This window comes from Candidatus Poriferisocius sp., assembly GCF_965204145.1.
In the GTDB taxonomy this organism is placed as follows: domain Bacteria; phylum Actinomycetota; class Acidimicrobiia; order Acidimicrobiales; family Bin134; genus Poriferisocius.
Genome location: NZ_OZ241977.1, coordinates 3,127,002 through 3,149,343, shown reverse-complemented (window position 1 = coordinate 3,149,343; position 22,342 = coordinate 3,127,002). Strand labels below are relative to the sequence as shown.

Here is a 22,342-nt window from a genome sequence, read left to right as displayed (position 1 = left end):
TTGCTGCGGCTTGTGGCAATGACGATGATGATGAGCCGGGCGCGGCTCCGGTGGCGGATGATGCTCCGGCGGCGGATGACGCCCCGGCGGCTGATGATGCTCCGGCGGCTGATGACGCCCCGGCCGCGGATGACATGAATATGACGCCTGGTGAGGGTGTGAGTGTGACGATGGCTCGGGCGGACTGGAGCACGGGCTATATGCAGGCGGCGATCTATCACCACCTGTTGGAGGAGTTGGGCTATGACGTGAGCGAGCCTGCTGATCTTGAGCTCTCGCCGGCGAACGCGTATGTGGCCATGGCTGAGGGGGCGTTCGACTTCTGGGTCAACTCGTGGTATCCGAACCATGATCCGTTCCTCAACGGGGAGATGCCCGACGGGTCTTTGGTGAACCAGCATGTGTCGGTGGTGGGCGAGGAGATGCTCGCCGGGGGTCTTGAGGGGCTGATGACCAACAAGTCGCTGGTGGAAGAGCACGGCATCCGCACGCTGGATCAGATTATGGGCGACGATGCGTTGTTCGAGCTGTACGAGTCGACCGATCCGAACCCTGGTGACGGCGTCCTTCAGATCTTGGGCTGCATCGAGGGCTGGGGCTGCCATGTGGCTTTGGCCGAGACGATCGAGTTGGCGGGCTACGCCGACCGGCTGGAGCAGTTGGAGGTCGGCGGCTACGACGCGATCATCGCCGAGGCGGTGGCCCGGGTCGAGGACGGCACGCCGTTCATCGCCTACACGTGGACGCCGAGCGGCTATGTGACCCAGCTCATTCCGGGTGTCAACGTGATGTGGTTGGCGCACGAGGCCGACAAGGTGCACGACGGCTCGACCGACAACCCGGGCTTCGCGGTGGCTGCCCCGGCTTCGCTGGGCACCGATGTGTGCACGAATGATCCGTGCTGGCTGTTCCGCAACTCCGCGGACATCAAGGTGACGGCCAACAACGACTTCTTGACCTCCAATCCGGCGGCGGCGAGGCTGCTGGAGTTGGTGCAGATCAGCGTGGTCGACGTCGCCTTGCAGAACGTGCGCTACGACGGCGGCGAGGACACCACCGACGACGTGAACAGCCACGCCGCCGAATGGATCGCCGACAACCGCGACACCGTCGACGGCTGGCTCGCAGAAGCCCGCAGCGCCACCGAATTCATGGTCACACCCGCGGCTGCCGCGGATGACATGAATATGACGCCTGGTGAGGGTGTGAGTGTGGCGATGGCTCGGGCGGACTGGAGCACGGGCTATATGCAGGCAGCGATCTATGCGGCCCTACTCCAAGAGTTGGGCTATGACGTGAGCGAGCCTGCTGATCTTGAGCTCTCGCCGTCGAACGCATATGTGGCCATGGCTGAGGGGGCGTTCGACTTCTGGGCCAACTCGTGGTATCCGAACCATGATCCGTTCCTCAACGGGGAGATGCCCGACGGGTCTTTAGTGAACCAGCATGTGTCGGTGGTGGGCGAGGAGATGCTCGCCGGCGGTCTTGAGGGGCTGATGACCAACAAGTCGCTAGTGGAAGAGCACGGCATTGCCACGTTCGATCAAATCGTGAACGACGATGCGTTGTTCGAGCTGTACGAGTCGACCGATCCGAACCCTGGTGACGGCGTCCTTCAGATCCTGGGCTGCATCGAGGGCTGGGGCTGCCATGTGGCTTTGGCCGAGACGATCGAGTTGGCGGGCTACGCCGACAGAGTCGAGCAGTTGGAGGTCGGCGGCTACGACGCGATCATCGCCGAGGCGGTGGCCCGGGTCGAGGACGGCACGCCGTTCATCGCCTACACGTGGACGCCGAGCGGCTATGTGACCCAGCTCATTCCGGGTGTCAACGTGATGTGGTTGGCGCACGAGGCCGACAAGGTGCACGACGGCTCGACCGACAACCCGGGCTTCGCGGTGGCTGCCCCGGCTTCGCTGGGCACCGATGTGTGCACGAATGATCCGTGCTGGCTGTTCCGCAACTCCGCGGACATCAAGGTGACGGCCAACAACGACTTCCTTGGAGCCAATCCATCGGCCGCGAGGCTGCTGGAGCTGGTGCAGATCAGCGTGGTCGACGTCGCAATCCAGAACGTGCGCTACGACGGCGGCGAGGACACCACCGACGACGTGAACCGCCACGCCGCCGAATGGATCGCCGACAACCGCGACACCGTCGATGCCTGGTTGGCAGAGGCTCGGTCAGCAGGCTGACCTCTCGAACGCTCGACATCAGGCCCTAGGGCCTCGAACGTTCTTTTGGAGTCTCTAGCGTTCCGGCCCTGGTTTGGTTTAGGGTGTGGCCTCTAGGCGGGTTGGCGTGCATTGAGGCGGGCCAAGCTTGACTTCAATTTGGAGGGTTACTAATGAGAGAGCGAAATCTCTGGCGAGTTTTGCTAGCCATTCTTCTGGTCTTCGGGCTGGTTGCTGCGGCTTGTGGCAATGACGATGATGATGAGCCGGGCGCGGCTCCGGTGGCGGATGATGCTCCGGCGGCGGATGACGCCCCGGCGGCTGATGATGCTCCGGCGGCTGATGACGCCCCGGCCGCGGATGACATGAATATGACGCCTGGTGAGGGTGTGAGTGTGACGATGGCTCGGGCGGACTGGAGCACGGGCTATATGCAGGCGGCGATCTATCACCACCTGTTGGAGGAGTTGGGCTATGACGTGAGCGAGCCTGCTGATCTTGAGCTCTCGCCGGCGAACGCGTATGTGGCCATGGCTGAGGGGGCGTTCGACTTCTGGGTCAACTCGTGGTATCCGAACCATGATCCGTTCCTCAACGGGGAGATGCCCGACGGGTCTTTGGTGAACCAGCATGTGTCGGTGGTGGGCGAGGAGATGCTCGCCGGGGGTCTTGAGGGGCTGATGACCAACAAGTCGCTGGTGGAAGAGCACGGCATCCGCACGCTGGATCAGATTATGGGCGACGATGCGTTGTTCGAGCTGTACGAGTCGACCGATCCGAACCCTGGTGACGGCGTCCTTCAGATCTTGGGCTGCATCGAGGGCTGGGGCTGCCATGTGGCTTTGGCCGAGACGATCGAGTTGGCGGGCTACGCCGACCGGCTGGAGCAGTTGGAGGTCGGCGGCTACGACGCGATCATCGCCGAGGCGGTGGCCCGGGTCGAGGACGGCACGCCGTTCATCGCCTACACGTGGACGCCGAGCGGCTATGTGACCCAGCTCATTCCGGGTGTCAACGTGATGTGGTTGGCGCACGAGGCCGACAAGGTGCACGACGGCTCGACCGACAACCCGGGCTTCGCGGTGGCTGCCCCGGCTTCGCTGGGCACCGATGTGTGCACGAATGATCCGTGCTGGCTGTTCCGCAACTCCGCGGACATCAAGGTGACGGCCAACAACGACTTCTTGACCTCCAATCCGGCGGCGGCGAGGCTGCTGGAGTTGGTGCAGATCAGCGTGGTCGACGTCGCCTTGCAGAACGTGCGCTACGACGGCGGCGAGGACACCACCGACGACGTGAACAGCCACGCCGCCGAATGGATCGCCGACAACCGCGACACCGTCGACGGCTGGCTCGCAGAAGCCCGCAGCGCCACCGAATTCATGGTCACACCCGCGGCTGCGCCCGCGCCCTCTGAGCCGTTCCGCGTCGCGGTGGTGGCACCGAGCGCGAGCAACGACCTGGCGTTCACCCAGAGCATGGTCGACGCGGTGAACGCCCTGCTCGAAGCCGGGGACATCAGTGAGGTTGCCATCACCGATGGCACCTTCATCGTGGAGGACGCGGGTGCCGCCATCCGGGGCTATGCCGAGGATGGCTACGACCTAGTTATCGCCCACGGTTCCCAGTACGGCGGCCCCCTCCAGGAGATCGCCCCGGACTTCCCCGACGTATCGTTCGCGTGGGGCACCGCGGTTGACACCTTCGGTATTCCCAACGTGAACTCCTACTCGGTTCGCTCCGATCTCGGCGGCTACGTCAACGGGACAGTGGCTGCTCAGCTCACTGAGAGCAATGTGATCGGCGTGATCGGGCCCATCGAGGTGGGCGACGCCAAGCTCTACGTCGACGGGTTCGCGGCCGGTGCCACGGCTCAGAATCCCGACGTCGAGGTCAACATCGTCTACACCGGGTCGTTCGCCGACGTAGCACTGGCCGCCGAGGCCGCCCAATCGCACATTTCCGCAGGCGCGGATGTGCTGACTGGTTCGGCCCAGATGGTGGTGGGCGCCACCGGCGTAGCCCAGGAGAACGGCGTGCTGTGGTTCGGCACCCAAGCCAACCAGACCGCCCTCGGCGAGGACATCGTGGTCGCCTCGCAGGTCTACCGCTGGGAGGTCATCCTGTCTGAGGTGGTCGCCCAGGTGAAGGCCGGCACCCTGGGTGGCACGACCTTCATCATGACCTTCGAGGGCGGTGGACTGGAGATCCAGTTCAACGACGCCATGGACATTCCTGCCGCAGTGCGGGATTCGGCCCAGGCGACCATCGACGGTCTGTCCGACGGATCAATCTCCACCGGGCAATAACCCCTGAACAAATAGCCGAAAATGAACTCTGACTCGGCAGCGCCGACGTCGGCGCCGATGCTGGAGATGCGCGGGATCACCAAGCGCTTTCCCGGTGTCGTGGCCAACGAAGACGTCGACTTCACGGTGCTGCCGGGTCAGGTTCACACCCTTCTCGGAGAGAACGGGGCGGGTAAGAGCACCCTGGTCAAGATCCTCTACGGTCTCTACCAGCCCGACGAGGGATCGATTGCCTTCGACGGCTCGCCGGTGAACATCGATTCACCGTCGGTTGCGATCCAAACCGGCATCGGCATGATCCACCAGCACTTCATGTTGGTGGACACCCTGACCGTGGCCGAAAACGTTGCCCTGGGGCTGGGCAAGCCCCTGGGGCTGACCAACTTGGCGCCCATACGTCGCCGCATCAGAGAAGTCTCCGAAGAGTACGGCTTGCACGTCGACCCGGATGCCTACATCTGGCAGATGGCGGTGGGAGAGCGCCAGCGGGCTGAAATCCTCAAGGCCCTGTACCGAAACGTGAGGCTGCTGGTACTCGACGAACCCACCGCGGTGCTGACCCCACCGGAAGTCACCGACTTGTTCGTCACCCTCCGGCAGCTGACCTCCGATGGCCGGGGTCTGGTGTTCATCTCCCACAAGCTCAATGAGGTGATGGAGATCTCCGACGAGATCACCGTGCTGCGCGACGGCCGGGTGTCGGGCCGCACTACCCCGGCGGAGTCCAACCGGGAATCGCTGGCCATGATGATGGTGGGACGCCCGGTGGAGTTCACCCGCACCCTGGCCGATCAGGCCCCCGGCGAGGCCATGATGGAGGTGACCAACCTGCGAGTTCGAGGTGACCGCGACGAACTGGCCGTGCACGACGTGAACATCGATGTGCGAGCCGGCGAGATCGTGGGCATCGTGGGCGTCTCGGGCAATGGGCAGCGAGAGCTGGCTGAGGCCATTGTGGGACTGCGGGAGATCGAGTCGGGCCAAGTGTCCATCAAAGGCCAGCCGGTCGATACCCCCACGCCCAAGCGGGTTCGGTCGATGGGGCTGGCCTACGTGCCCGAAGAGCGGATGAAGTACGGCAGCATTGGCGAGTTCACCGTGGCCGAAAATCTGGTTTTGGTGGACTACGACCGAGCACCTTATGTGCGAGGTGGACTGTTGAGCCTCAACTCCATTGAGGAGCGCAGCAAGCAGCTGGTGAGCGACTACTCAATCCGCACCCCCAACACCAGCACCCTCACTCGCAAACTGTCGGGGGGCAACATCCAGAAAGTGGTGATCGCCCGGGAGTTCAGCGGCGGGGCCGAGGTGCTGTTGGTTGCTCAGCCCACCCGGGGAATCGACATCGGCGCGGCCGAGTACATCCATGAGCAGCTCTTGACCCAGCGGTCCCAGGGCAAGGCCATCTTGTTGATCAGCGAGGACTTGGACGAGGTGATGGCGCTGTCCGACCGGCTGGTGGTGATGTACGAGGGCTCGGTGATGGGCCGGGTCAACCGGGAGGACGCCACCGTCGAGCAGGTGGGACTGTTGATGAGCGGCGTGGGCGAGCCGGAGAGTGCGGCAGTAGCGGGATAAGCAAGCCTGGGCCTCTCAAAAGAAGCGGCAGTAGGCTGACCTCTCCTGGGAGGTGTCTGAGTACCTGGTGGGCTCCCCCGCCTTCAAAGCGGGTGGGACGGGCGACCCCCGTCCGGCGGGTTCGATTCCCGTCCACCTCCGCTGAATTTGGCTCTGTGACCTGGGACGGTCAGATGATGCCGTCGGTTCTGAGCGCTTCCAGCTCGGTGCTGGACAGGCCGAGCACGCTCGACAGCACTTCGTCGGTGTGCTCCCCCAGGCGGGGGGCGCCTGCTGGAACCGGAAGCGGGTCGTCATCGAAACGGGGGTAGGGGGCTTGTTGGCGAACCGGGCCGATGACGGGATCGTCAACGGTGCACACATCCCCGCGGGCCTGCACCTGCTTGTCGGCCACCACGTCCGACACGTCGTAGACGATGCCGACGGGCACGCCGTGGCGAAGGCAGCGCTCTTCGATGGTGGCCGCGTCGAGCCCAGACGCCCACTCGGCGACGATCTGGTTGACAACCTCCCGATTGCTACGTCGCGCCCCTGGTGAGGCGAAGCGCTCGTCGGCCGGCAACTCCGGCCGGCCCATCGCCTCACAGAGGTGCTCGAACACTGCTTGGCGCACGGCCACCACGCACACATACCGGCCGTCGCGGCTTTGGAAGTTGTCGAGCGGCGCCGCGTTGTTTGACCGGTTGCCGGTGCGCTGGCGCACCGAGCCCAGGCGGTCGTAGGCCGCGATCGTCCACTCCATGATCCGCAGCACCGATCCATAAAGGTATGCGTCCACCACGCCACCAGTTCCTGTGCCCTTGGCGTCGCGCTCATAGAGCAGGCTCGTCACGGCTTGAGCCGCGAACACACCGGTCAGGTAGTCGGAAACGGGCAGCCCCGGCCGCGCCGGGGGTCCGTCGGGGTGTCCGGTGAGGTGCGTCAGCCCGGCGAACGCGACGGCGTTGTGGTCGAAGCCGTTGTACAGCGACTTTGGCCCCTGCTGGCCGTACAGGCTGATACGGGCCGTGACCAGCCTCGGGTTGAGCCGGGTGGGGTCGATATTCCAGCGCTCCAACGTGCCGGGCCGGAAGTTCTCGCACACCACGTCGGACACCGAAGCCAGACGCCGAAACAGATCCTGGCCCTCAGGGCTTCGAAGGTTGATGGTCACCGACTTGCGCCCCCGGCCCTCCACCGACCAATACAGAGAGTAGGAGTTGCCGTCGTCATCAACGGTGAAGGGCCCGTTCAAGCGGGTCCTGTCGCCGCGATCGGGATCCTCGATCTTGATCACCTCCGCGCCCTGCTCGCCCAGGATCCCGGCGCAGAACGGGGCTGCGACACGGGTACCCATATCGAGCACCCTGATCCCGGCCAGAGGCTGCCTCACTCAATCCTCCGCGCCTGGGTGGTGGCGGCCGCGGAGCCCGGGGTCATATCCCGCCGCGAGTTCGGCCGTGCGACCGACCATCAACAGATGTTGCTGAGGAAGAAGTTGGTTCAAACTGCCAGCAGGTCGCGGGCGCCGGTGTCGCTGCTGGGGTGGCGGAGCTTGGACATTGCTCTTGCCTCGATCTGGCGGATGCGCTCGCGGGTGAGGTTGAAGTGCTCGCCGACTTCTTCGAGGGTGCGGGGCTCGCCGCGGTCGAGGCCGAAGCGGAGCTTGAGGATTTCGCGCTCGCGCTCGTCGAGGGGGCCGAGCAGCCGGGTGATCTCCTCGGGCAAAAGCGCGGTGGCGGCCACTTCGAAGGGGGACTCGGCGGAGCGGTCTTCCACCACGTCGCCCAGTTCGGCGTCGCCGTCCTCCCGCAGCGGCTCGCTCAGCGACAAGGGCTCGGCGGCGAAGCGCAGCGCCTCGGTGACCTTCTCCTCAGAGAGGTCCACCTCAACGGCCAACTCGGCCAGGGTGGCCGGGCGACCCAGCTTCTTCTCCAGGTTGGCCCGGGCCTTCTGAAGGCGGGCCAGAGTGTCGCCGGCGTGAACCGGGAGGCGAATGGTGCGACCGGTGTTGGCGATGCCCCGGGTGATGGCCTGGCGAATCCACCAGGTGGCGTAGGTGGAGAACTTGAAGCCCTTGCGCCAATCGAACTTCTCCACCGCGTGCATCAGGCCGAGGTTGCCCTCCTGGATCAGATCCAGCAGGGGAAGACCGGATGCCTGGTACTTCTTGGCGATGGACACCACTAGGCGGAGGTTGGACTGGACGAAGCGGCGCTCGGCCTGCTCCCCGACTTTGACCTGGCGGCGCAGCAGCCGCCGACGGGCAGGCGAAAGCCGATCTGAGCTCCCGGGGTCGCATTCTTTGTCCTGGTCAAGGAGGGCTTGGGCTTCGTTGCCCTCCTCGATTTTCTGGGCGAGCTCAACCTCGTCGTCTTTGGTGAGCAGCGGGTATTGGCCGATGTCGGTCAGATAGAGGCGGACGAGATCTTCGTCGTCTCGCTCAACACGCTCTTTCGGCACAGTCACACCTTCCCGAAAATCCTTGGGCCCGATAATCCGTGGGGACACCGGTGCCACTGTCGAATCGGTCGACGCTGACCGAGCAGAGACACGGACAATGCTTAGCCAATAACGATACCCGCTTCATCGCTAATGCGTCACCAGTGGAGGCCATCTTTTTTTGCGGTAGTTGTCAGCAAAGCGCTCGGCAAGCTCCTCGAGGGCACCATCAGAGGGGACATCCGGGGAATTCCACACTTCCTTCAAGTCATATCGCTCTTCAGCCAAATCGGCAGCCACCATGCGGGCCGTGCGGATCACCGCACCGTCGCTTACCGGCGACAACTCCTGACCAAAATGCTCGATCACCAAGGTCAACTGGGGCAGAGCCACTTCACAGAGTGCGGCAACGGCGCCGACCGGCGCCGCGTCCTCCATGTGGCCCAGCAGGCGCGCCCACGCGTCTGTGGGGGGACGGACCCGATCAGCCCCGGCCAAAGCCGGCGAATCAGGCAGGGCGGCCCGCCACCACTGGGCGTGCTGTCCATGGCGACGGCTGGACCGGGCCAACAGAACCCTGGTTCGGGCATCCAGCAGCTCTCCTTCGCTTGAACCGGTCGCCAAGCGGCCTTCGACTTCGAAGAGCCGCTCGGAAATCCAGGCCAGGCCGCCGCAGGCGTCGGCCAACTGCTCGATGTCCATCCTCAGCCCCCACCTCGATAGCGGCCAAAGCACCGGGCTGGTGCTTCTTGGGATCCGGCAGCCATCAGCCCCCACCTCGATAGCGGTTGGTGATGGGCAGGCGGCGATCCCGGCCAAATGCCTTTGCAGTAATGCGCACACCGGGGGGGTTCTGGCGGCGCTTGTACTCGGCTCGATCCACCAGCCCGGTGATGCGGCTCACCAGCTCTGGGTCGTGGCCCTGGCCGCACAGGTCGGCAGGGGTGAGGTCGCCCTCCACATAGGCCTCGAGCAGCGGATCGAGCACGTCGTAGGGCGGCAGGCTCTGGTCGTCTCGCTGGTCGGGCCGCAACTCGGCTGACGGCGGCTTGACCAGGACATTCTCGGGTATCAGGTCGCGGCCGGCCCGCTGATTGCGGTAGTGGGCAAAGGCGTATACCTGGAGCTTCCACAGGTCTTTGATCACGGCGTAGGCCCCCGCGGTGTCGCCGTACAGGGTGGAATAGCCCACCGCGCTCTCGCTCTTGTTCCCGGTGGTCAAGATGAGCCAGCCGAACTTGTTGGACAAGGCCATGAGCAGTGTCCCCCGAATGCGGGACTGCACGTTCTCCTCGGCCAGGTCGGCGTCGAGGCCGTCGAACGACGGGGCCAGCATGTCGAGGAAGGCCTGATGGCCCGGCTCCACCGGGATGATCCGGTGGTCGATGCCCAGATTCCGGCACAGGGCTTCGGCATCGGCGAGCGAATGGTCGCTGGAATAGCGGGACGGCATCAACACGCCGTGGACATGGTCGGCACCGAGGGCGTCGGTGGCGATGACCGCCACCAGCGAGGAATCGATTCCCCCCGACACGCCGACGCCCACATCGGTGAAGCCGTTCTTGTGCACGTAGTCCCGGGTGGCCAGAACGAGGGCCTCGTACTGCTCGTCGAGCTCGTCCAATCCAGGATCGACTTGGTTGATCTGCTGGGGGATGGTTGGCGGGGACGCCAGCTCGGGCCGGTCGGCCACCTCCACTTCGGCGATCAGCAGGTGCTCCCGGAACGGGGGTGCTTGGGCAATGATGCGACCGTAGCGGTCCAGCACCAGCGAGGCGCCGTCGAAGACCAGCTCGTCTTGGCCCCCCACCAAGTTGGCATAGGCGATGGCGCACCCGGTCTCCGAGACCCGCTGGCGGAGGACGTCCAAGCGCTGATCCAGCTTGTCGACGTGATAGGGAGAGGCATTCAGGTTGAAGATGACCTCGGCTCCGGCCGCGGCCATCTGGCTCATCGGGCCGCCCGACACCCACGCGTCCTCGCAGATGGAGATGCCCACGGCGACTCCGGCCACGCGGTGCAGAATTGGATCGCCTGTGCCGGGGTGGAAGTAGCGGCGCTCGTCGAACACTCCGTAGTTGGGCAGCTCCCGCTTGTGGTAGACCCCCGCAAGCCGGCCGTTGACTGCAATCCCGGCCGCGTTCTGGCAGCCGTCGGCGCCGTCCACAAACCCCACGATTGCGGCACACGACCCCGATCGGGCGGCGATCTCCTCCATCGCGGTGCGGCTGTCCTGCACAAACCGCCGTTTGAGCACCAAGTCTTCGGGGGGATACCCGGTGACGGCCAGCTCGGGGAAGACCGCGGCGTGGCATCCAGCCTCCTCAGCAGCAGCCAGCGCAGCGAGAATTCGCTTGGTGTTGGCGTCGATGTCGCCAACCACCGAGTTGATCTGGCACAGGGCCACTCGCAGCTTGGCCACGAGAACAGGCTAGTGGCGACTTGTTGGAGGGCCGCAGCCCTAAGGGATCAGACGGAGTAGTACAACTCGTGCCCGGAGGAATCAGACGGAGTAGTACATCTCGTACTCGAGAGGATGGGGACGCAGATTTACTGCGTCCACTTCCTCTTGCTTGACCTCCAGATAGGACTCGATCAGCGAGGTATTGAACACATCGCCGGCCAACAGGAAGTCGTGATCAGCTTCGAGGGCGCCCAGGGCCTCGGCCAGCGAACCAGGGACCGTTTCGATGCCGGCAGCCTCTTCGGGCGGCAGGTCGTAGATGTTCTTGTCCAGCGGATCGCCTGGGTCCATCTGGTTCTGGATCCCGTCGATACCGGCCATCAGCATGGCGGCGAAGGCCAAATAGGGATTGGCGCTGGGGTCGGGGCAGCGGAACTCCAGGCGCTTGGCCTTGGGATTGTCGGAGATCAGCGGGATGCGGATGGCTGCCGAGCGGTTCCGCTGGGAGTAGGCCAGGTTCACCGGGGCCTCGTAGCCGGGCACCAAACGCTTGTAGGAGTTGGTGGTGGGGGCGGCGAAGGCCAGGATTGCCGGGGCGTGGGCCAGCAGGCCACCGATGTACCAGCGGGAGATGTCGGACAGGCCGGCATAGCCCCGCTCGTCGTACATCAGCGTGTCGCCGTCCTTCCACAGCGACTGGTGGGTGTGCATCCCCGAGCCGTTGTCGCCGTAGATCGGCTTGGGCATGAACGTGACGGTGCGGCCGTGCTCGCGGGCCACGTTCTTCACCACGTACTTGTAGAGCTGGACTTTGTCGGCCATGGCCAGCATCTCGTCGAACACCATGTCGATCTCAGCCTGGCCGGCGGTGCCCACCTCGTGGTGCTGGACCTCGATGGGGATTCCCACCGATTCGAGGGCCACCACCATCTCCGAACGGAGATCCTGGAAGGTGTCCAGCGGCGACAGCGGGAAATATCCCCCCTTGTAGGGGATGCGGTGACCGGGGCTGGGGGCGCCATTCACCGACGGGCGGCCGCTCTCGAAGATGCCCTCGGCCGAGCGGACCTGATAGCCGGCCACATCGGGCTGATTCTGGAAGGCCACGCTGTCGAAGATGAAGAACTCGGCTTCCGGTCCGAAGTACGCGGCATCGGCAATGCCGGTGCTGGCCAAATAGGACAGGGAGCGGCGCACCACGCCACGCGGGTCCTTGCCGTACATCTCGCCGGTGACCGGGTCCTTCACGTCGCACAGCATCACCAGCGTCTTCCGCTTCATGAACGGGTCGAAGATCGCGGTGTCGGGATCGGGGATGAGGAGCATGTCGGAAGCGTCAATGGTCTGGAATCCGCTTACCGACGAGCCGTCGAAGCCGAGGCCTTCTTCGAATACTGCTTCGGTCAGTTCGCGAATGGGCATTGAGAAGTGGTGCTGAACACCGGGGACGTCGGTGAAACGCACATCCACGAACTCGGCACCCTCGGATGCAGCCAGCGCAATGACTTCTTGGGGAGTTGACACAGTGGGTTCCTCCTTTTTCGCGCCCTTACTTTCCCACAAGCGACAAGGGCTCGACGCATCGTGCCATAGCCGAGTTTCCAAAGATTTTCCCGATTGTGAAAGCTCTGTGAACGCTGCCAATGGGCTGGCGTAGGCCACTCCTGGCGGGGCACTCTGGTGGTCTCCTATGGAACCCCAAAAGGACTACGTGCTTCGCACCGTGGAGGAGCGGGGGGTGCGCCTCATCCGGCTCTGGTTCACCGATGTGCTGGGCCAGCTCAAGTCGGTGGCCATCTCCCCGGCGGAGCTGGCCGATGCCTTTGACGAGGGATTGCAGTTCGACGGATCGGCCATCGACGGCTTCTCCCGAGTGCAGGAGAGCGATGTGCTGGCCGTGCCCGACGCGTCCACATTCGAACTGCTGCCGTGGGCCGATCCCGAGGAGCCCTCCGGTCGGATCTTCTGCGACATCCGCAACCCCGACGGCACCCCCTTCGAGGGCGACCCCCGCTGGGTGATGCGCCGCAGCCTGGCCAAGGCGGCCGACATGGGCTACACGTTCTACACCGCGCCCGAGGTGGAGTTCTTCTACTTCCGCCAAGGTGATCCCGAACAGCCGCTGGAGCCGCTGGACAACGCCTCCTACTTCGACCTGACCACCGCTGATGTGGCCAGTCCGCTGCGCAAGCGCACCATCACCATGCTGGAGGCCATGGGCATCCCCGTGGAGTACTCCTTTCACGAGGACAGTCCCAGCCAGCACGAAATCGATCTGCGCTACACCGAGGCGCTGAGCATGGCCGACAATGTGATGACGCTGAGGCTGGTGGTGCGCAAGCTGGCCCTGGACCGGGACCTGCACGCCACGTTCATGCCCAAGCCGCTCAACGGGGTGCAGGGGTCGGGGATGCACACCCACATGTCGCTGTTCGAGAACGACGTCAACGCGTTCCACGACGCGGGGGACGACTACGGACTGTCGAAAACGGCCAAGGCGTTCATCGCCGGCCTTCTGTGCCACGCCCGGGAGATCACTGCGGTGACCAACCAGCTGGTGAACAGCTACAAGCGGCTGGTAGCCGGCGATGAGGCCCCCACCTTCGTGTCGTGGGCCCGCAACAACCGCTCGGCACTGGTTCGGGTGCCGGTGGTCAAGCCGGGCAAGGAGTCGTCCACCCGAATCGAATACCGAGCGCTGGACTCGGCGGCCAACCCCTACCTGGCGTTCTCCGCGGTGCTGGCCGCTGGGCTGAAAGGGGTGCAGGAGGGATACGAGCTGCCCTCCGAGGCGGCTGCCGATCTCTACACCATGAGCAGGAGACAGGCCCGGACCAAGGGCTTCGAAGAGCTGCCCATGTCTCTGTCGGAGGCCCTGGACGTGCTGGAGGAGTCGCCTTTGATGGCCGACCTGCTCGGCGAGCACATCCACGAGTGGTTCCTGCGCAACAAGCGGGCCGAGTTCGCCGAGTACCGCCGAGAGGTCACGCCTTTCGAACTCCGGCGGTACCTGAACACCTGGTAGCCGCAGTGACTGAGCCGTTGCTGGTTTTTCCCGATCCGCCGCCACCGGAGCTGGTGCGCACCTTGGATTTGGGGGGATACAACTGGAAGGCAGTGGGCAATGCCCAAGAGCCGGAAGGGCGATGGCTGGGAGCAGTAGTGGCGGTGGATGAGAATCCCGAGGATGCGTTCGGATTCTGCCGGGCGCTGAATCGGCGAGGGCTGGACATCCCGGTGCTGCTGCTGGTCTCCGGCACCCACTTGGACGAGTTGGAGATGCGCGACGACCTCTACACCGACTTCTGCCTCACTCCGTTCCACCAGCGGGAGCTGGAAGCCCGGCTGGCTCACCTGGTGTGGCGCTCAGGCACCGCACTGCGCCCGGAGCTGATTGAATACGGGCCGCTGGTGCTGAACGTGGAGACCTACCAGGCCACCATCACTGGCAGGCCGCTCGACCTCACCTATATGGAGTACGAGCTCTTGAAGTTCCTGGCCAGCTCCCCGGGCAAGGTCTTCACTCGGGAGACGCTGCTCAGCCGGGTGTGGGGCTACGACTACTTCGGCGGCGCCCGCACTGTGGACGTCCACGTTCGCCGCCTGCGGGCCAAACTCGGCGAAGAGCACGCCGGCCTCATCACCACCGTGCGGTCCGTCGGCTACCGCTTCGGCCTCTCCCGCTGGGAGCAGTAGCGGCATCATCCAATGCTGGGATTGGACCATCAACCTGCCCAGCGGCGTCGTTTGGCTTTCCTAGCGGGAGATGGTTCGATAGTCGCCGTTTAGATCTGCCATAGCGGATCGAATGTTTGGCCCATCGTCTCCGGTCCAAACGCAGAGTGGCCCTGCCAGGTACTCGGCGGCAGCCACTGCCTCAGCTCCGAGACTTGATAGTCGATGTTGATCAGCCACTTCCGCCATGCGGAAGGCGAGTGTGCGAACGGGTACGACCTCGATGTCTTCAGGAAGGGTGGCGAGCTGGCCCCCTAGCGCTCGGCGTGCTGAACTCGACCACGAACCGGTCAGCGCTCCCCCCGTGGCAGACACCACACTTCGGCATAGTCGTAGGAGAAACAGATTCGTCGTCGCTGGCTCGTGATCTACGAGTACCTGAGCCAGCCCGTTGCTCACATCGCCAGCCAGTAGATCACGAAGCAGATGGTCGTCGATGACCGCCTTAGTCATGTGGTGGCCAGGTCGGGGTCGTCAGCTAGAGATTCCACAAAGGCCGCATGCTCGTCGCGGCTGAGTAGATCACCGAGAAGACTTCGCCCTTCACCCCGAGGCACCGTGAGCACTCCGAATCCAAGGTCGAGCACATCGACGGGTCCTCCATTGTCGAGATTCCAGCGATGCCGAACCTGGGCGGGCAGCGACATTTGACCCGACGAAGACACAAGAAACTCCAACACAGTTGCCACAGCAAGCAGTGTACTTGGTGAAGCAAGCTAATTCACCAAGTGCATGTCCCAATGGCCTGGACGTAACAGCTATAGGGTTCATTCACAATGAGCCGACTCGATTGTTTCAGCCACGTTCTTGGTCGCTTTCGTGTATTGGCCGTGGGACTTGCGGTGTGCATGCTGGCAACGGTGTGCGGAGTTCAAGCGGCAGGGGCCCAGGGCACTTCGGGCAATGGCGCCATTGTGAGCGACATTGCGCTTCGCGACCAATTGATCTTCAACCAGGAGTCGCTCCTGAACACGTACCGCTGCCTGTTCAACATCGACACCCAAGTGGTACCCGGCGGCTGCACCGCGGGAAGCCCTGCTCGAGCCCCGGCTGAGCCTGCCCCATTCACGGGCACACCCACCCAACAGGAAGTGGCGGTCCGCGATGGGCTTATCGCGTCACAAGAAGCCCTGCTCAACGTGTACCGCTGCCGGTTCAACCGCGACACACAGTTGGTGCCCGGCGGCTGCACTACGGCCGAGGACGACACGCCCACGATTCCCGAGACGCCCCCCGCCGAGGCCGACTCGTTCACGATTCCCGAGGGACCCCGCGGCGATGACACGCTGATCGCGGTTGGCCGAGGACGCACGTGCGCGGTCCGGGTTGACGGTGGGGTGGCGTGCTGGGGGCGGAATGGATTGCTGGATCAGGTTGTCCTCGCGGGGACCAAGGACGTCGTGGCGGTCACCACGACCAACAACAAAGGGGACAATTTACACGCCTGCATACTGCACGAGGATGGGACAATCTCCTGCTGGGGTAGTGGCTCCCACGGAAAGCTTGGGCAGGGCGACAGGAGCAGCCACCACGTGCCGGTAAAGGTCCCGCGCATCACCGACGCGGTGGCAGTGGCCACCGGGGCTGAGCACACCTGTGCCCTCCACAGCGACGGCGGCGTCTCATGCTGGGGACGCAACGAGTATGGGCAGGTGGGCGACGGCACCACAACGGAAAGGTATTCGCCCCTGCGAGTTCGCGGCCTTTCAGACGTGGTGATGATTGCAGCCGGTTCGAGTACCAACTGTGCGATTCACAGCGACGGCGACATCTCATGTTGGGGGGGAACGTACGAATCATCTGACTCCGGCCCCGAGAGGTTCAGCGCCCCTGACGCATTGACCTCGGTGTCGCTAGGTTTGTTTCGCACTTGTGCAACGTCTGTCGGTGGGGATGTCTACTGTTGGGAGTCCAGACAGCGCCCCTCGGCCGCGGCACGCGTCGGAAATCTGACCGACGTGGCAGCAGTGTCAGTCGGCGATGCAAACACGTGCGTGTTGCATCGCGACGGGGGCGTCTCTTGTTGGGGGCGCAACAGCGCGGGTGAGGTCGGTGACGGCACCACAAGCACAAGACACCGGCCGAAACGGGTTGCGGGCATCTCCGATGCCGTGGCCGTGGACGTCAGCCGTGGATCGTTTGCAAACGTTGAGGGTTGGCACGTCGGCGCCCACGCGTGCGCCTTGCGCGCCGATGGGTCTGCGTTGTGTTGGGGAGGCAACGAGGCCGGGCAGTTGGGCGACGGCACCAGGCAGAACCGGCTGTCGCCCACTCGGGTGGAGCCGATCGCCGCGATTCCGGCTGATCAGGTGCCGCTTACCCCAACCGAGCGGCTGCGGACTTGGGCGAAGTTGGTCGTCCAGGAGCACGAAGCGGACTATCCGTGGATGCGGATCGCCTGGGACCATATCCGCGATCAGACATGGGCCACGCAGTCGGGGGATGGCGGCTTTGTGGTAAGTCCCTGCTACACGTCGGCCGAGGCGTTCGGTTGCACGGCCGACGAAATGAACCTTGAAGTATTTTCGCTCGACACGCTCGTTCACGAGCTCGTTCACGTCTACGACCTGCACACCGGTCTGGCACCGTCCAGGGTATGGGGTGCGGTGCAGCTCTACTTCGCCACTACCTATCCCGGCTGCCACGACGGCGGCAACAGGAGCGGAGCAGAGATCCTGGCCGACACGGTTACCCACCTCATCGTCCCCGGCGCCTGGTTGACCTACTATCAATCGCCCGGATGTCCCGAGCTTCCTCCGCGCAGCGAGCCGAGCGGTGAGGCCGAGCAAGTCGTCCTCCAAGGACTCGCCGGCCAGGTGCCGGACTGGTACACCGAGAACATCACCAACGGTGCCGAGTTGTGGGCGGCCTGGGTCCGGGACCCGTCGCTGCCCGCGCTGGCCAACCTGGCCGACGAATTCGGCGGGCTGTGCCGCACGGATTGGATCAGCTTTCCCCTAAACCCCGATCGCTTCCCCCCCGCCGACAGCAACCCCTTCAGAGACGGCGGCTGCTGAACGGGCGCCACGCCCGACAGCGCATAAACCGCCATCGCCGCAGGCCACCGCCAATCAGCCCATGTAGGCCCAGAGTTCGATTTCTACGAGGGCGCCGAGGGGGAGGGCGGCGACGCCTACGGCGGAGCGGGCGGGGCGGTGGTCGCCGAAGCATTCGATGTAGGCCTGGTTCATGGTGCCGAAGTCGTCCATGTGAAGCAGGAAGACGGTGGCTTTGACCACGTTGTCGAGCGTGGCGCCCTCGGTGGCGAGGACCGTTTCGGCGTTGGCCACTGCTTGGCGGAACTGGGGGATCAGGCCGCCGGGCACCAGCGAGCCGTCGGCGATGCCGATTTGGCCGGAGCAGATGAGGAAATCTCCGGCACGGACGATGGGGGAATACGGACCAACCGGAGTGCTCATGTCTGAGAAGAATACGGATCTTCAGGAGTGCTCATAGCATGGGATCATATGGAAGCTGAAGGCCCCGGTCACGAGAACCAGGACATCGAGCAACTGATCGCCTCTTGCCCTTGGCCGGAGGACGCCCGTTCCCTCATCGACGACTTGGGCATCACCGACGAGCGGCGGGCCAGGGCGGCGGCCATGCTGGCCGGGGCTTCCCGCAGCATGAGCAAAGCGGTGCGACGCGACCCCAGCCTGCTGGGAGTGCTCGACCCGCCTGCCGACTTCGCCACCGAGAAAATGTCGCTGACCGCCCCTGACGACGACGATGCCCTGGACGGCCTGCGCCGTTGGAAGCGGCGCCAGCTTCTGCGCATTGCCCTGCGCGACCTGCTGGGCGAGGCCGACCTGGCCACCGTGGGCCGGGAATTGTCGCTGTTGGCCGACGCCTGCTTTGCCCGCGCCCTGGAGATCGCCGACGAGGGCCCGCCTCTGGCCATCATCGGGATGGGCAAGCTGGGGGGCAATGAGTTGAACTACGCCAGCGACGTCGACATCGTGTTCGTCCACGATGGCGGGACTGAGGCGGCGGTGAAGCGAGCCCGCAAAGTGGTGCAGGCCCTCACCACGTACACCGCCGAGGGCGCCGTCTACCGAGTGGACACCGACCTCCGCCCCGATGGGCAAACCGGATCGCTCAGCCTGCCCCCTGACGCCTATCAGCACTACTTCGAGCACCGGGCCCACGCTTGGGAGCGTCAGGCCTACATCAAGACCCGCCTGTGCGCGGGCGATCCCGAGGTGGGCAATGCCTTCTTCGACGCCATCCGGCCCGGCGTGTGGGAAGAGAACTTGGGGGCCAAGACGGTGCCGTCGCTTCAGGCCATGAAGAAGCGAGTGGAGGAGTCGGCCAAGCTGAAGGGCGACCGAGAGCTCAAGAAAGGGCCCGGCGGCCTGCGAGACATCGAGTTCACCGTGCAGCTCTTGCAGTTGGTGCACGGCCGTACTGATCCCACTATCCGCTCTCCCAACACCCTCACCGCCCTTCGCCAGTTGAGTTGGGGGGAGTACATCGACCAGGCCGACGCCGTCCACTTCACCACCGCCTACATCCACCTGCGCACGGTGGAGCACCGATTGCAGCTCCGCGACGAGCGCCAGACCCACGAGCTGCCCACCGCCGATGCCGACCGGGAGTGGGCAGCCCGAGCATCCGGATTCGAGAGCTTGGACGCGTTCCAAGACTCCCACACTCGTCACCAGTCATCGGTTCGGGAAATCCACCAGCGGATCTTCTACCGCCAAACCCTCGACCGGATGCACGAGACCGGGCTGGTCAGCGAGCTATTGCCCGACCACCTCGGGCAGCTGGGTTTCGCCGATCCCGACCGAGCCGCTGCCACCATCGAGCGCCTGACCGAGAACCTGGGCCGCCGGGCCAACGTGATGCAGCAGGTTCTGGTGATCATGGTGGAGGCCCTGGCCACTACCCCCGACCCCGATTTGGGACTCGTCCGCCTGGCGTGGCTGCTGGACGGCTCCTACCGGATCGGCACCATCCTCCCGGTGCTGCGAGACTCGCCCATCGCCATCAGCGACATCGCCCGCCTGCTGGGTTCCAGTCGGGTGGCCGCAGGATGGATACGCAACCATCCGGAGTTCGCCCGCTCGCTGATGAGCCCCGAAGAGCTGGCCATTCCTCGAACGGTCGAAGCCTTGATGGCCGAGGCCACCGGGGCGATGACATCAGCCGCCGGCGATCACGACCTCCAGATGGCTGAGCTGCGGCGATTCGTGCGGCGCGAACAGCTTCGGGTGGCAGCCCGCGACATCTTGGGCCTGGCCTCGATCATCGAGATCCCCCAGGAGCTGACCATCATCGCCGATGCCGCGGTGACCGCCGCCGTCGACTCGCTGGTCCCAGAGGTCCCCTTTGCCGTGATCGGCATGGGGCGCTATGGGGGCCTTGACCTTTCCTATGCCTCTGATCTGGATGTGATCTTCGTGTACGGGGGCGCTGGCTCTGATGACGCCAGGGCGGCCAATCACACCGCCCGGGGTTTGCTCAAAGAGATCGGGGCCCAGACCGCCGAGGGCCGAGCCTGGGAGATCGACGCCCGATTGCGCCCGGAGGGGGAAAACGGGCAGCTTGCCCGGTCGCTTGAGGGATACCAGCGGTACTACGAGGAGCGGGGTCAGCTATGGGAACGCCAGTCTCTGCTGAAGCGCCGCTTTGTGGCTGGAGACGCCGATCTGGGAAACCGATTCCTCCAGTTGGCCGACAAATGGTGCTACCAGCCCGACTTCAGCGAAGCCGAAGTTGAAGAGGTCCGGGCGATGAAGCGCCGCATCGAAGCCGAGCGACTGGGATCCGGCAGCAAAGCTCGGGACGTGAAGCTCGGCGCGGGCGGGCTCAGCGACATCGAATTCATTGTGCAGCTCATGCAGCTTCAACACGGATTCGGGCGAACCTCAATCAGGGACAACCGCACGCTGCCCGCGCTGGCCGGGCTGTCGGAACACAACCTGCTGGACATCGGCGACCGGGCCACGCTCGATGTGGGCTATCGATTCTGCCAGCGTTTCCGCAACGCCCGCTACCACCTCTCGGGGCTCTCGTCGGACGTGTTCCCCGACGACGATCACGAGGAGCTGTTGTTGGCCAAGCGACTCGGCTATCCCAGCAGCAGGGACTTGGAAGCCGACTACCAGGAGATCACCGAGGCCGTCCGAGAAGTGGCCGACCGGCTGCTCTACGGCGAGTCGGACTAGGCATTCATGGGGCCGATGGGCCAGTCGGGAGGGTGCCCGGCGGCCCGCCACGTGGCCGCCGCCACTGCGGCGAACACCGCGTCTGAGCAGGCGATGGGCGGACCGTCGGCCGGTTCGATCTCGACCTCCACCGGTGGCATCCGAGACGCGGGCACAACGCCGAAAGATCGGATGGTGAGGTCGTGTACTTCGCCGTCGGTATCCACGGTCAGCGCTTCTGAGGTAACCCAGCTATAGGCCATGTGCGCCGCACCGATGCAGTAGGAGCGCAGCACGATCTCATCCAGGGGGTCGCCGCCGCGTACCTGAATCCGCAGGCTGCCTTGACGCCACTCGGCTCGGGCTGAGCCCCCGGCAGGTGAGGCGATCGGCTGGGCCTCGTCGTCCAACGCGCTCAGCGCCACGGCGGCCTCCACCCAGCCCGCGCCGCGAACGGCCACCGAGGTCGGAGGTCCGGCGATGTCCACTTCGTCTACCACCAGGTCCGGGGTCACCGAGGCGACGGCATCGACCACCCCCGGCGTGCGGGCCACCCGAACCACCCCGCGGCCATCGGCGTTGATCCCAATGGCCACCGGAGGGCGCTTGGGGCCGTAGCGAACGGTGTCCTCACGAGACCACAGCACCCGCACCGGACGGCCGTGCTCATCGGCCAATCGGCGGGCGATTTCGGGTAGCGGAGACGCCAGCTTGGCCCCGAATGCGCCGCCGTTGGCCAGCGGATTGGCCGGCTCGCCGCCGGGTGCGCACCACGAAGCGTCGGTCTCCAGATAGGCGGGCTCCACCCAAGAGGTGCGGAGGCGCACCGCCCAGTCGCCCTCGGGGAATTCCAGCGGCATGGGCAGCTCAGTCGGAGTGCGTCGGCCCTGCACTTTCCCCGCCGCGGTCCGGGCTTCGGCCACCGTCTCCCCCAGTGCCCAGCCGCCCCGGCCGTCAGACAGCGCCACCAACGCCCCCTCGGGGGCAGTGTCGTCGGCGAAACCCCCTTCACCCAAGGCCACGTCTGGTCCCACTGCCTGGGCAACGCCGCCCTCGAGCTCAGCCCGTCGGATCGCGGCGTCCCAATCCCGTTCAGGGGCGGCAGCGCCGAAGTGCTCCCACGCCTCCAAGATGGTCTGCCACCCCGTGCAGCGGCACAGATGGGCGGCCAACGCGGTGGCCGCCGCCGAACGGGATCGGTCCCCGTCAGATCGGGCATCGAGGCCGGCCAGGCGCATGATGATGCCCGGAGTGCAAAAGCCGCACTGGCTGGCACCGGCCGCGCAGAACGCCTCCCCCCAGGAGGTGCGGGTGTCGGAAGGCAGGCCGGCCAGCGTGGTGATCGCCCGGCCGGCCACCCGGCGAGCAGGAGTCACGCAGGACACTCGGGGCTTCCCATCCACCCACACCGTGCAGCAGCCGCATTGGCCTTGCGGGCTGCATCCGTCTTTCACCGAGCGAATTCCGAGGCGGTCGCGCAGCACCTCCATAAGCGAGGCGCCGTCGTCGGGCACCTGGATTCGGCGGCCGTCTACGGTGAACTCCAATGCGGCCGCCATACGCGGCGAA

At 65.0% G+C, this 22,342-nt stretch carries 15 protein-coding genes and 1 tRNA gene; 8 read left to right on the top strand and 8 right to left on the bottom strand.

What is annotated here, in order from left to right:
* Nucleotides 1–170: 170 nt before the first annotated feature.
* From ACOGI7_RS14590 to ACOGI7_RS14575, 4 genes are all read left to right on the top strand, one after another.
* Nucleotides 171–2,195: a glycine betaine ABC transporter substrate-binding protein gene (locus ACOGI7_RS14590; RefSeq protein ID WP_419851518.1), complete on the top strand. Its 2,025-nt coding sequence runs from the start codon at nt 171–173 to the stop codon at nt 2,193–2,195.
* Between the two features lie 152 nt (nt 2,196–2,347).
* The gene (locus tag ACOGI7_RS14585) at nt 2,348–4,483 is read left to right on the top strand and encodes a BMP family ABC transporter substrate-binding protein (RefSeq protein WP_419849481.1); all 2,136 of its coding nucleotides are present in this window, start codon (nt 2,348–2,350) and stop codon (nt 4,481–4,483) included.
* A gap of 21 nt (nt 4,484–4,504) precedes the next feature.
* Nucleotides 4,505–6,061, top strand: coding sequence for an ABC transporter ATP-binding protein (locus ACOGI7_RS14580; RefSeq protein WP_419849480.1), 1,557 nt, complete (start codon nt 4,505–4,507; stop codon nt 6,059–6,061).
* A 48-nt stretch (nt 6,062–6,109) separates the two neighbouring features.
* Nucleotides 6,110–6,203: transfer RNA gene (locus ACOGI7_RS14575), tRNA-Sec, on the top strand.
* 27 nt (nt 6,204–6,230) lie between these two features.
* Here ACOGI7_RS14575 and ACOGI7_RS14570 read toward each other — a convergent pair.
* The 5 genes from ACOGI7_RS14570 to glnA (ACOGI7_RS14550) form a co-directional block, all read right to left on the bottom strand.
* The gene (locus ACOGI7_RS14570; protein WP_419849479.1) at nt 6,231–7,433 is read right to left on the bottom strand and encodes a CaiB/BaiF CoA transferase family protein; all 1,203 of its coding nucleotides are present in this window, start codon (nt 7,431–7,433) and stop codon (nt 6,231–6,233) included.
* Between the two features lie 110 nt (nt 7,434–7,543).
* Nucleotides 7,544–8,503 (bottom strand): sigma-70 family RNA polymerase sigma factor, encoded by a 960-nt coding sequence (locus ACOGI7_RS14565; RefSeq protein ID WP_419849478.1) that lies wholly within the window; start codon nt 8,501–8,503, stop codon nt 7,544–7,546.
* Between the two features lie 129 nt (nt 8,504–8,632).
* Nucleotides 8,633–9,184: a hypothetical protein gene (locus ACOGI7_RS14560; RefSeq protein ID WP_419849477.1), complete on the bottom strand. Its 552-nt coding sequence runs from the start codon at nt 9,182–9,184 to the stop codon at nt 8,633–8,635.
* A gap of 64 nt (nt 9,185–9,248) precedes the next feature.
* Nucleotides 9,249–10,904 (bottom strand): NAD+ synthase, encoded by a 1,656-nt coding sequence (locus tag ACOGI7_RS14555; RefSeq protein WP_419849476.1) that lies wholly within the window; start codon nt 10,902–10,904, stop codon nt 9,249–9,251.
* Between the two features lie 81 nt (nt 10,905–10,985).
* A complete protein-coding gene (gene glnA, locus ACOGI7_RS14550; protein ID WP_419849475.1) occupies nt 10,986–12,410 on the bottom strand; it encodes a type I glutamate--ammonia ligase in 1,425 nt (474 codons plus the stop codon).
* 166 nt (nt 12,411–12,576) lie between these two features.
* On the opposite strand from glnA (ACOGI7_RS14550), the gene glnA (ACOGI7_RS14545) reads away from it, so the two are divergent.
* Nucleotides 12,577–13,911 carry a type I glutamate--ammonia ligase gene (gene glnA / locus ACOGI7_RS14545; protein ID WP_419849474.1) on the top strand — a complete coding sequence of 445 codons (1,335 nt, stop codon included), beginning with the start codon at nt 12,577–12,579 and terminating at the stop codon, nt 13,909–13,911.
* Nucleotides 13,912–13,916: 5 nt separating this feature from the next.
* Nucleotides 13,917–14,582 (top strand): winged helix-turn-helix domain-containing protein, encoded by a 666-nt coding sequence (locus tag ACOGI7_RS14540; RefSeq protein WP_419849473.1) that lies wholly within the window; start codon nt 13,917–13,919, stop codon nt 14,580–14,582.
* 488 nt (nt 14,583–15,070) lie between these two features.
* Here the strand turns inward: ACOGI7_RS14540 and ACOGI7_RS14535 are convergent, their stop codons facing one another.
* Nucleotides 15,071–15,310: an AbrB/MazE/SpoVT family DNA-binding domain-containing protein gene (locus ACOGI7_RS14535; protein ID WP_419849472.1), complete on the bottom strand. Its 240-nt coding sequence runs from the start codon at nt 15,308–15,310 to the stop codon at nt 15,071–15,073.
* A 141-nt stretch (nt 15,311–15,451) separates the two neighbouring features.
* Between ACOGI7_RS14535 and ACOGI7_RS14530 the strand changes: the two genes are divergently transcribed.
* Nucleotides 15,452–17,638, top strand: a complete 2,187-nt coding sequence (locus ACOGI7_RS14530) for an RCC1 domain-containing protein (RefSeq protein ID WP_419849471.1) — start codon at nt 15,452–15,454, stop codon at nt 17,636–17,638.
* Nucleotides 17,639–17,692: 54 nt separating this feature from the next.
* Here ACOGI7_RS14530 and ACOGI7_RS14525 read toward each other — a convergent pair whose 3' ends face one another.
* The gene (locus tag ACOGI7_RS14525; RefSeq protein ID WP_419849470.1) at nt 17,693–18,040 is read right to left on the bottom strand and encodes a RidA family protein; all 348 of its coding nucleotides are present in this window, start codon (nt 18,038–18,040) and stop codon (nt 17,693–17,695) included.
* A 48-nt stretch (nt 18,041–18,088) separates the two neighbouring features.
* On the opposite strand from ACOGI7_RS14525, the gene ACOGI7_RS14520 reads away from it, so the two are divergent.
* Entirely contained in the window at nt 18,089–20,794 is a 2,706-nt protein-coding gene (locus ACOGI7_RS14520) for a bifunctional [glutamine synthetase] adenylyltransferase/[glutamine synthetase]-adenylyl-L-tyrosine phosphorylase (RefSeq protein ID WP_419849469.1), read from the top strand.
* Here ACOGI7_RS14520 and ACOGI7_RS14515 read toward each other — a convergent pair.
* Complete coding sequence (locus tag ACOGI7_RS14515) at nt 20,791–22,332, bottom strand: 2Fe-2S iron-sulfur cluster-binding protein (protein ID WP_419849468.1); 1,542 nt, start codon at nt 22,330–22,332, stop codon at nt 20,791–20,793. The two genes, ACOGI7_RS14520 and ACOGI7_RS14515, sit on opposite strands and share 4 nt — an antisense overlap.
* Nucleotides 22,333–22,342 lie beyond the last annotated feature (10 nt).

What these genes read in the sequence shown, in the direction of transcription:
- ACOGI7_RS14585 (WP_419849481.1), top strand. Translation starts at nt 2,348, where the DNA reads ATGAGAGAGCGAAATCTCTGGCGAGTTTTGCTAGCCATTCTTCTGGTC.
- ACOGI7_RS14560 (WP_419849477.1), bottom strand. Translation starts at nt 9,184, where the DNA reads ATGGACATCGAGCAGTTGGCCGACGCCTGCGGCGGCCTGGCCTGGATT.
- ACOGI7_RS14520 (WP_419849469.1), top strand. Translation starts at nt 18,089, where the DNA reads ATGGAAGCTGAAGGCCCCGGTCACGAGAACCAGGACATCGAGCAACTG.
- glnA (WP_419849474.1), top strand. Translation starts at nt 12,577, where the DNA reads ATGGAACCCCAAAAGGACTACGTGCTTCGCACCGTGGAGGAGCGGGGG.
- ACOGI7_RS14525 (WP_419849470.1), bottom strand. Translation starts at nt 18,040, where the DNA reads ATGAGCACTCCGGTTGGTCCGTATTCCCCCATCGTCCGTGCCGGAGAT.
- ACOGI7_RS14580 (WP_419849480.1), top strand. Translation starts at nt 4,505, where the DNA reads ATGAACTCTGACTCGGCAGCGCCGACGTCGGCGCCGATGCTGGAGATG.
- ACOGI7_RS14590 (WP_419851518.1), top strand. Translation starts at nt 171, where the DNA reads ATGGCTCGGGCGGACTGGAGCACGGGCTATATGCAGGCGGCGATCTAT.
- ACOGI7_RS14515 (WP_419849468.1), bottom strand. Translation starts at nt 22,332, where the DNA reads ATGGCGGCCGCATTGGAGTTCACCGTAGACGGCCGCCGAATCCAGGTG.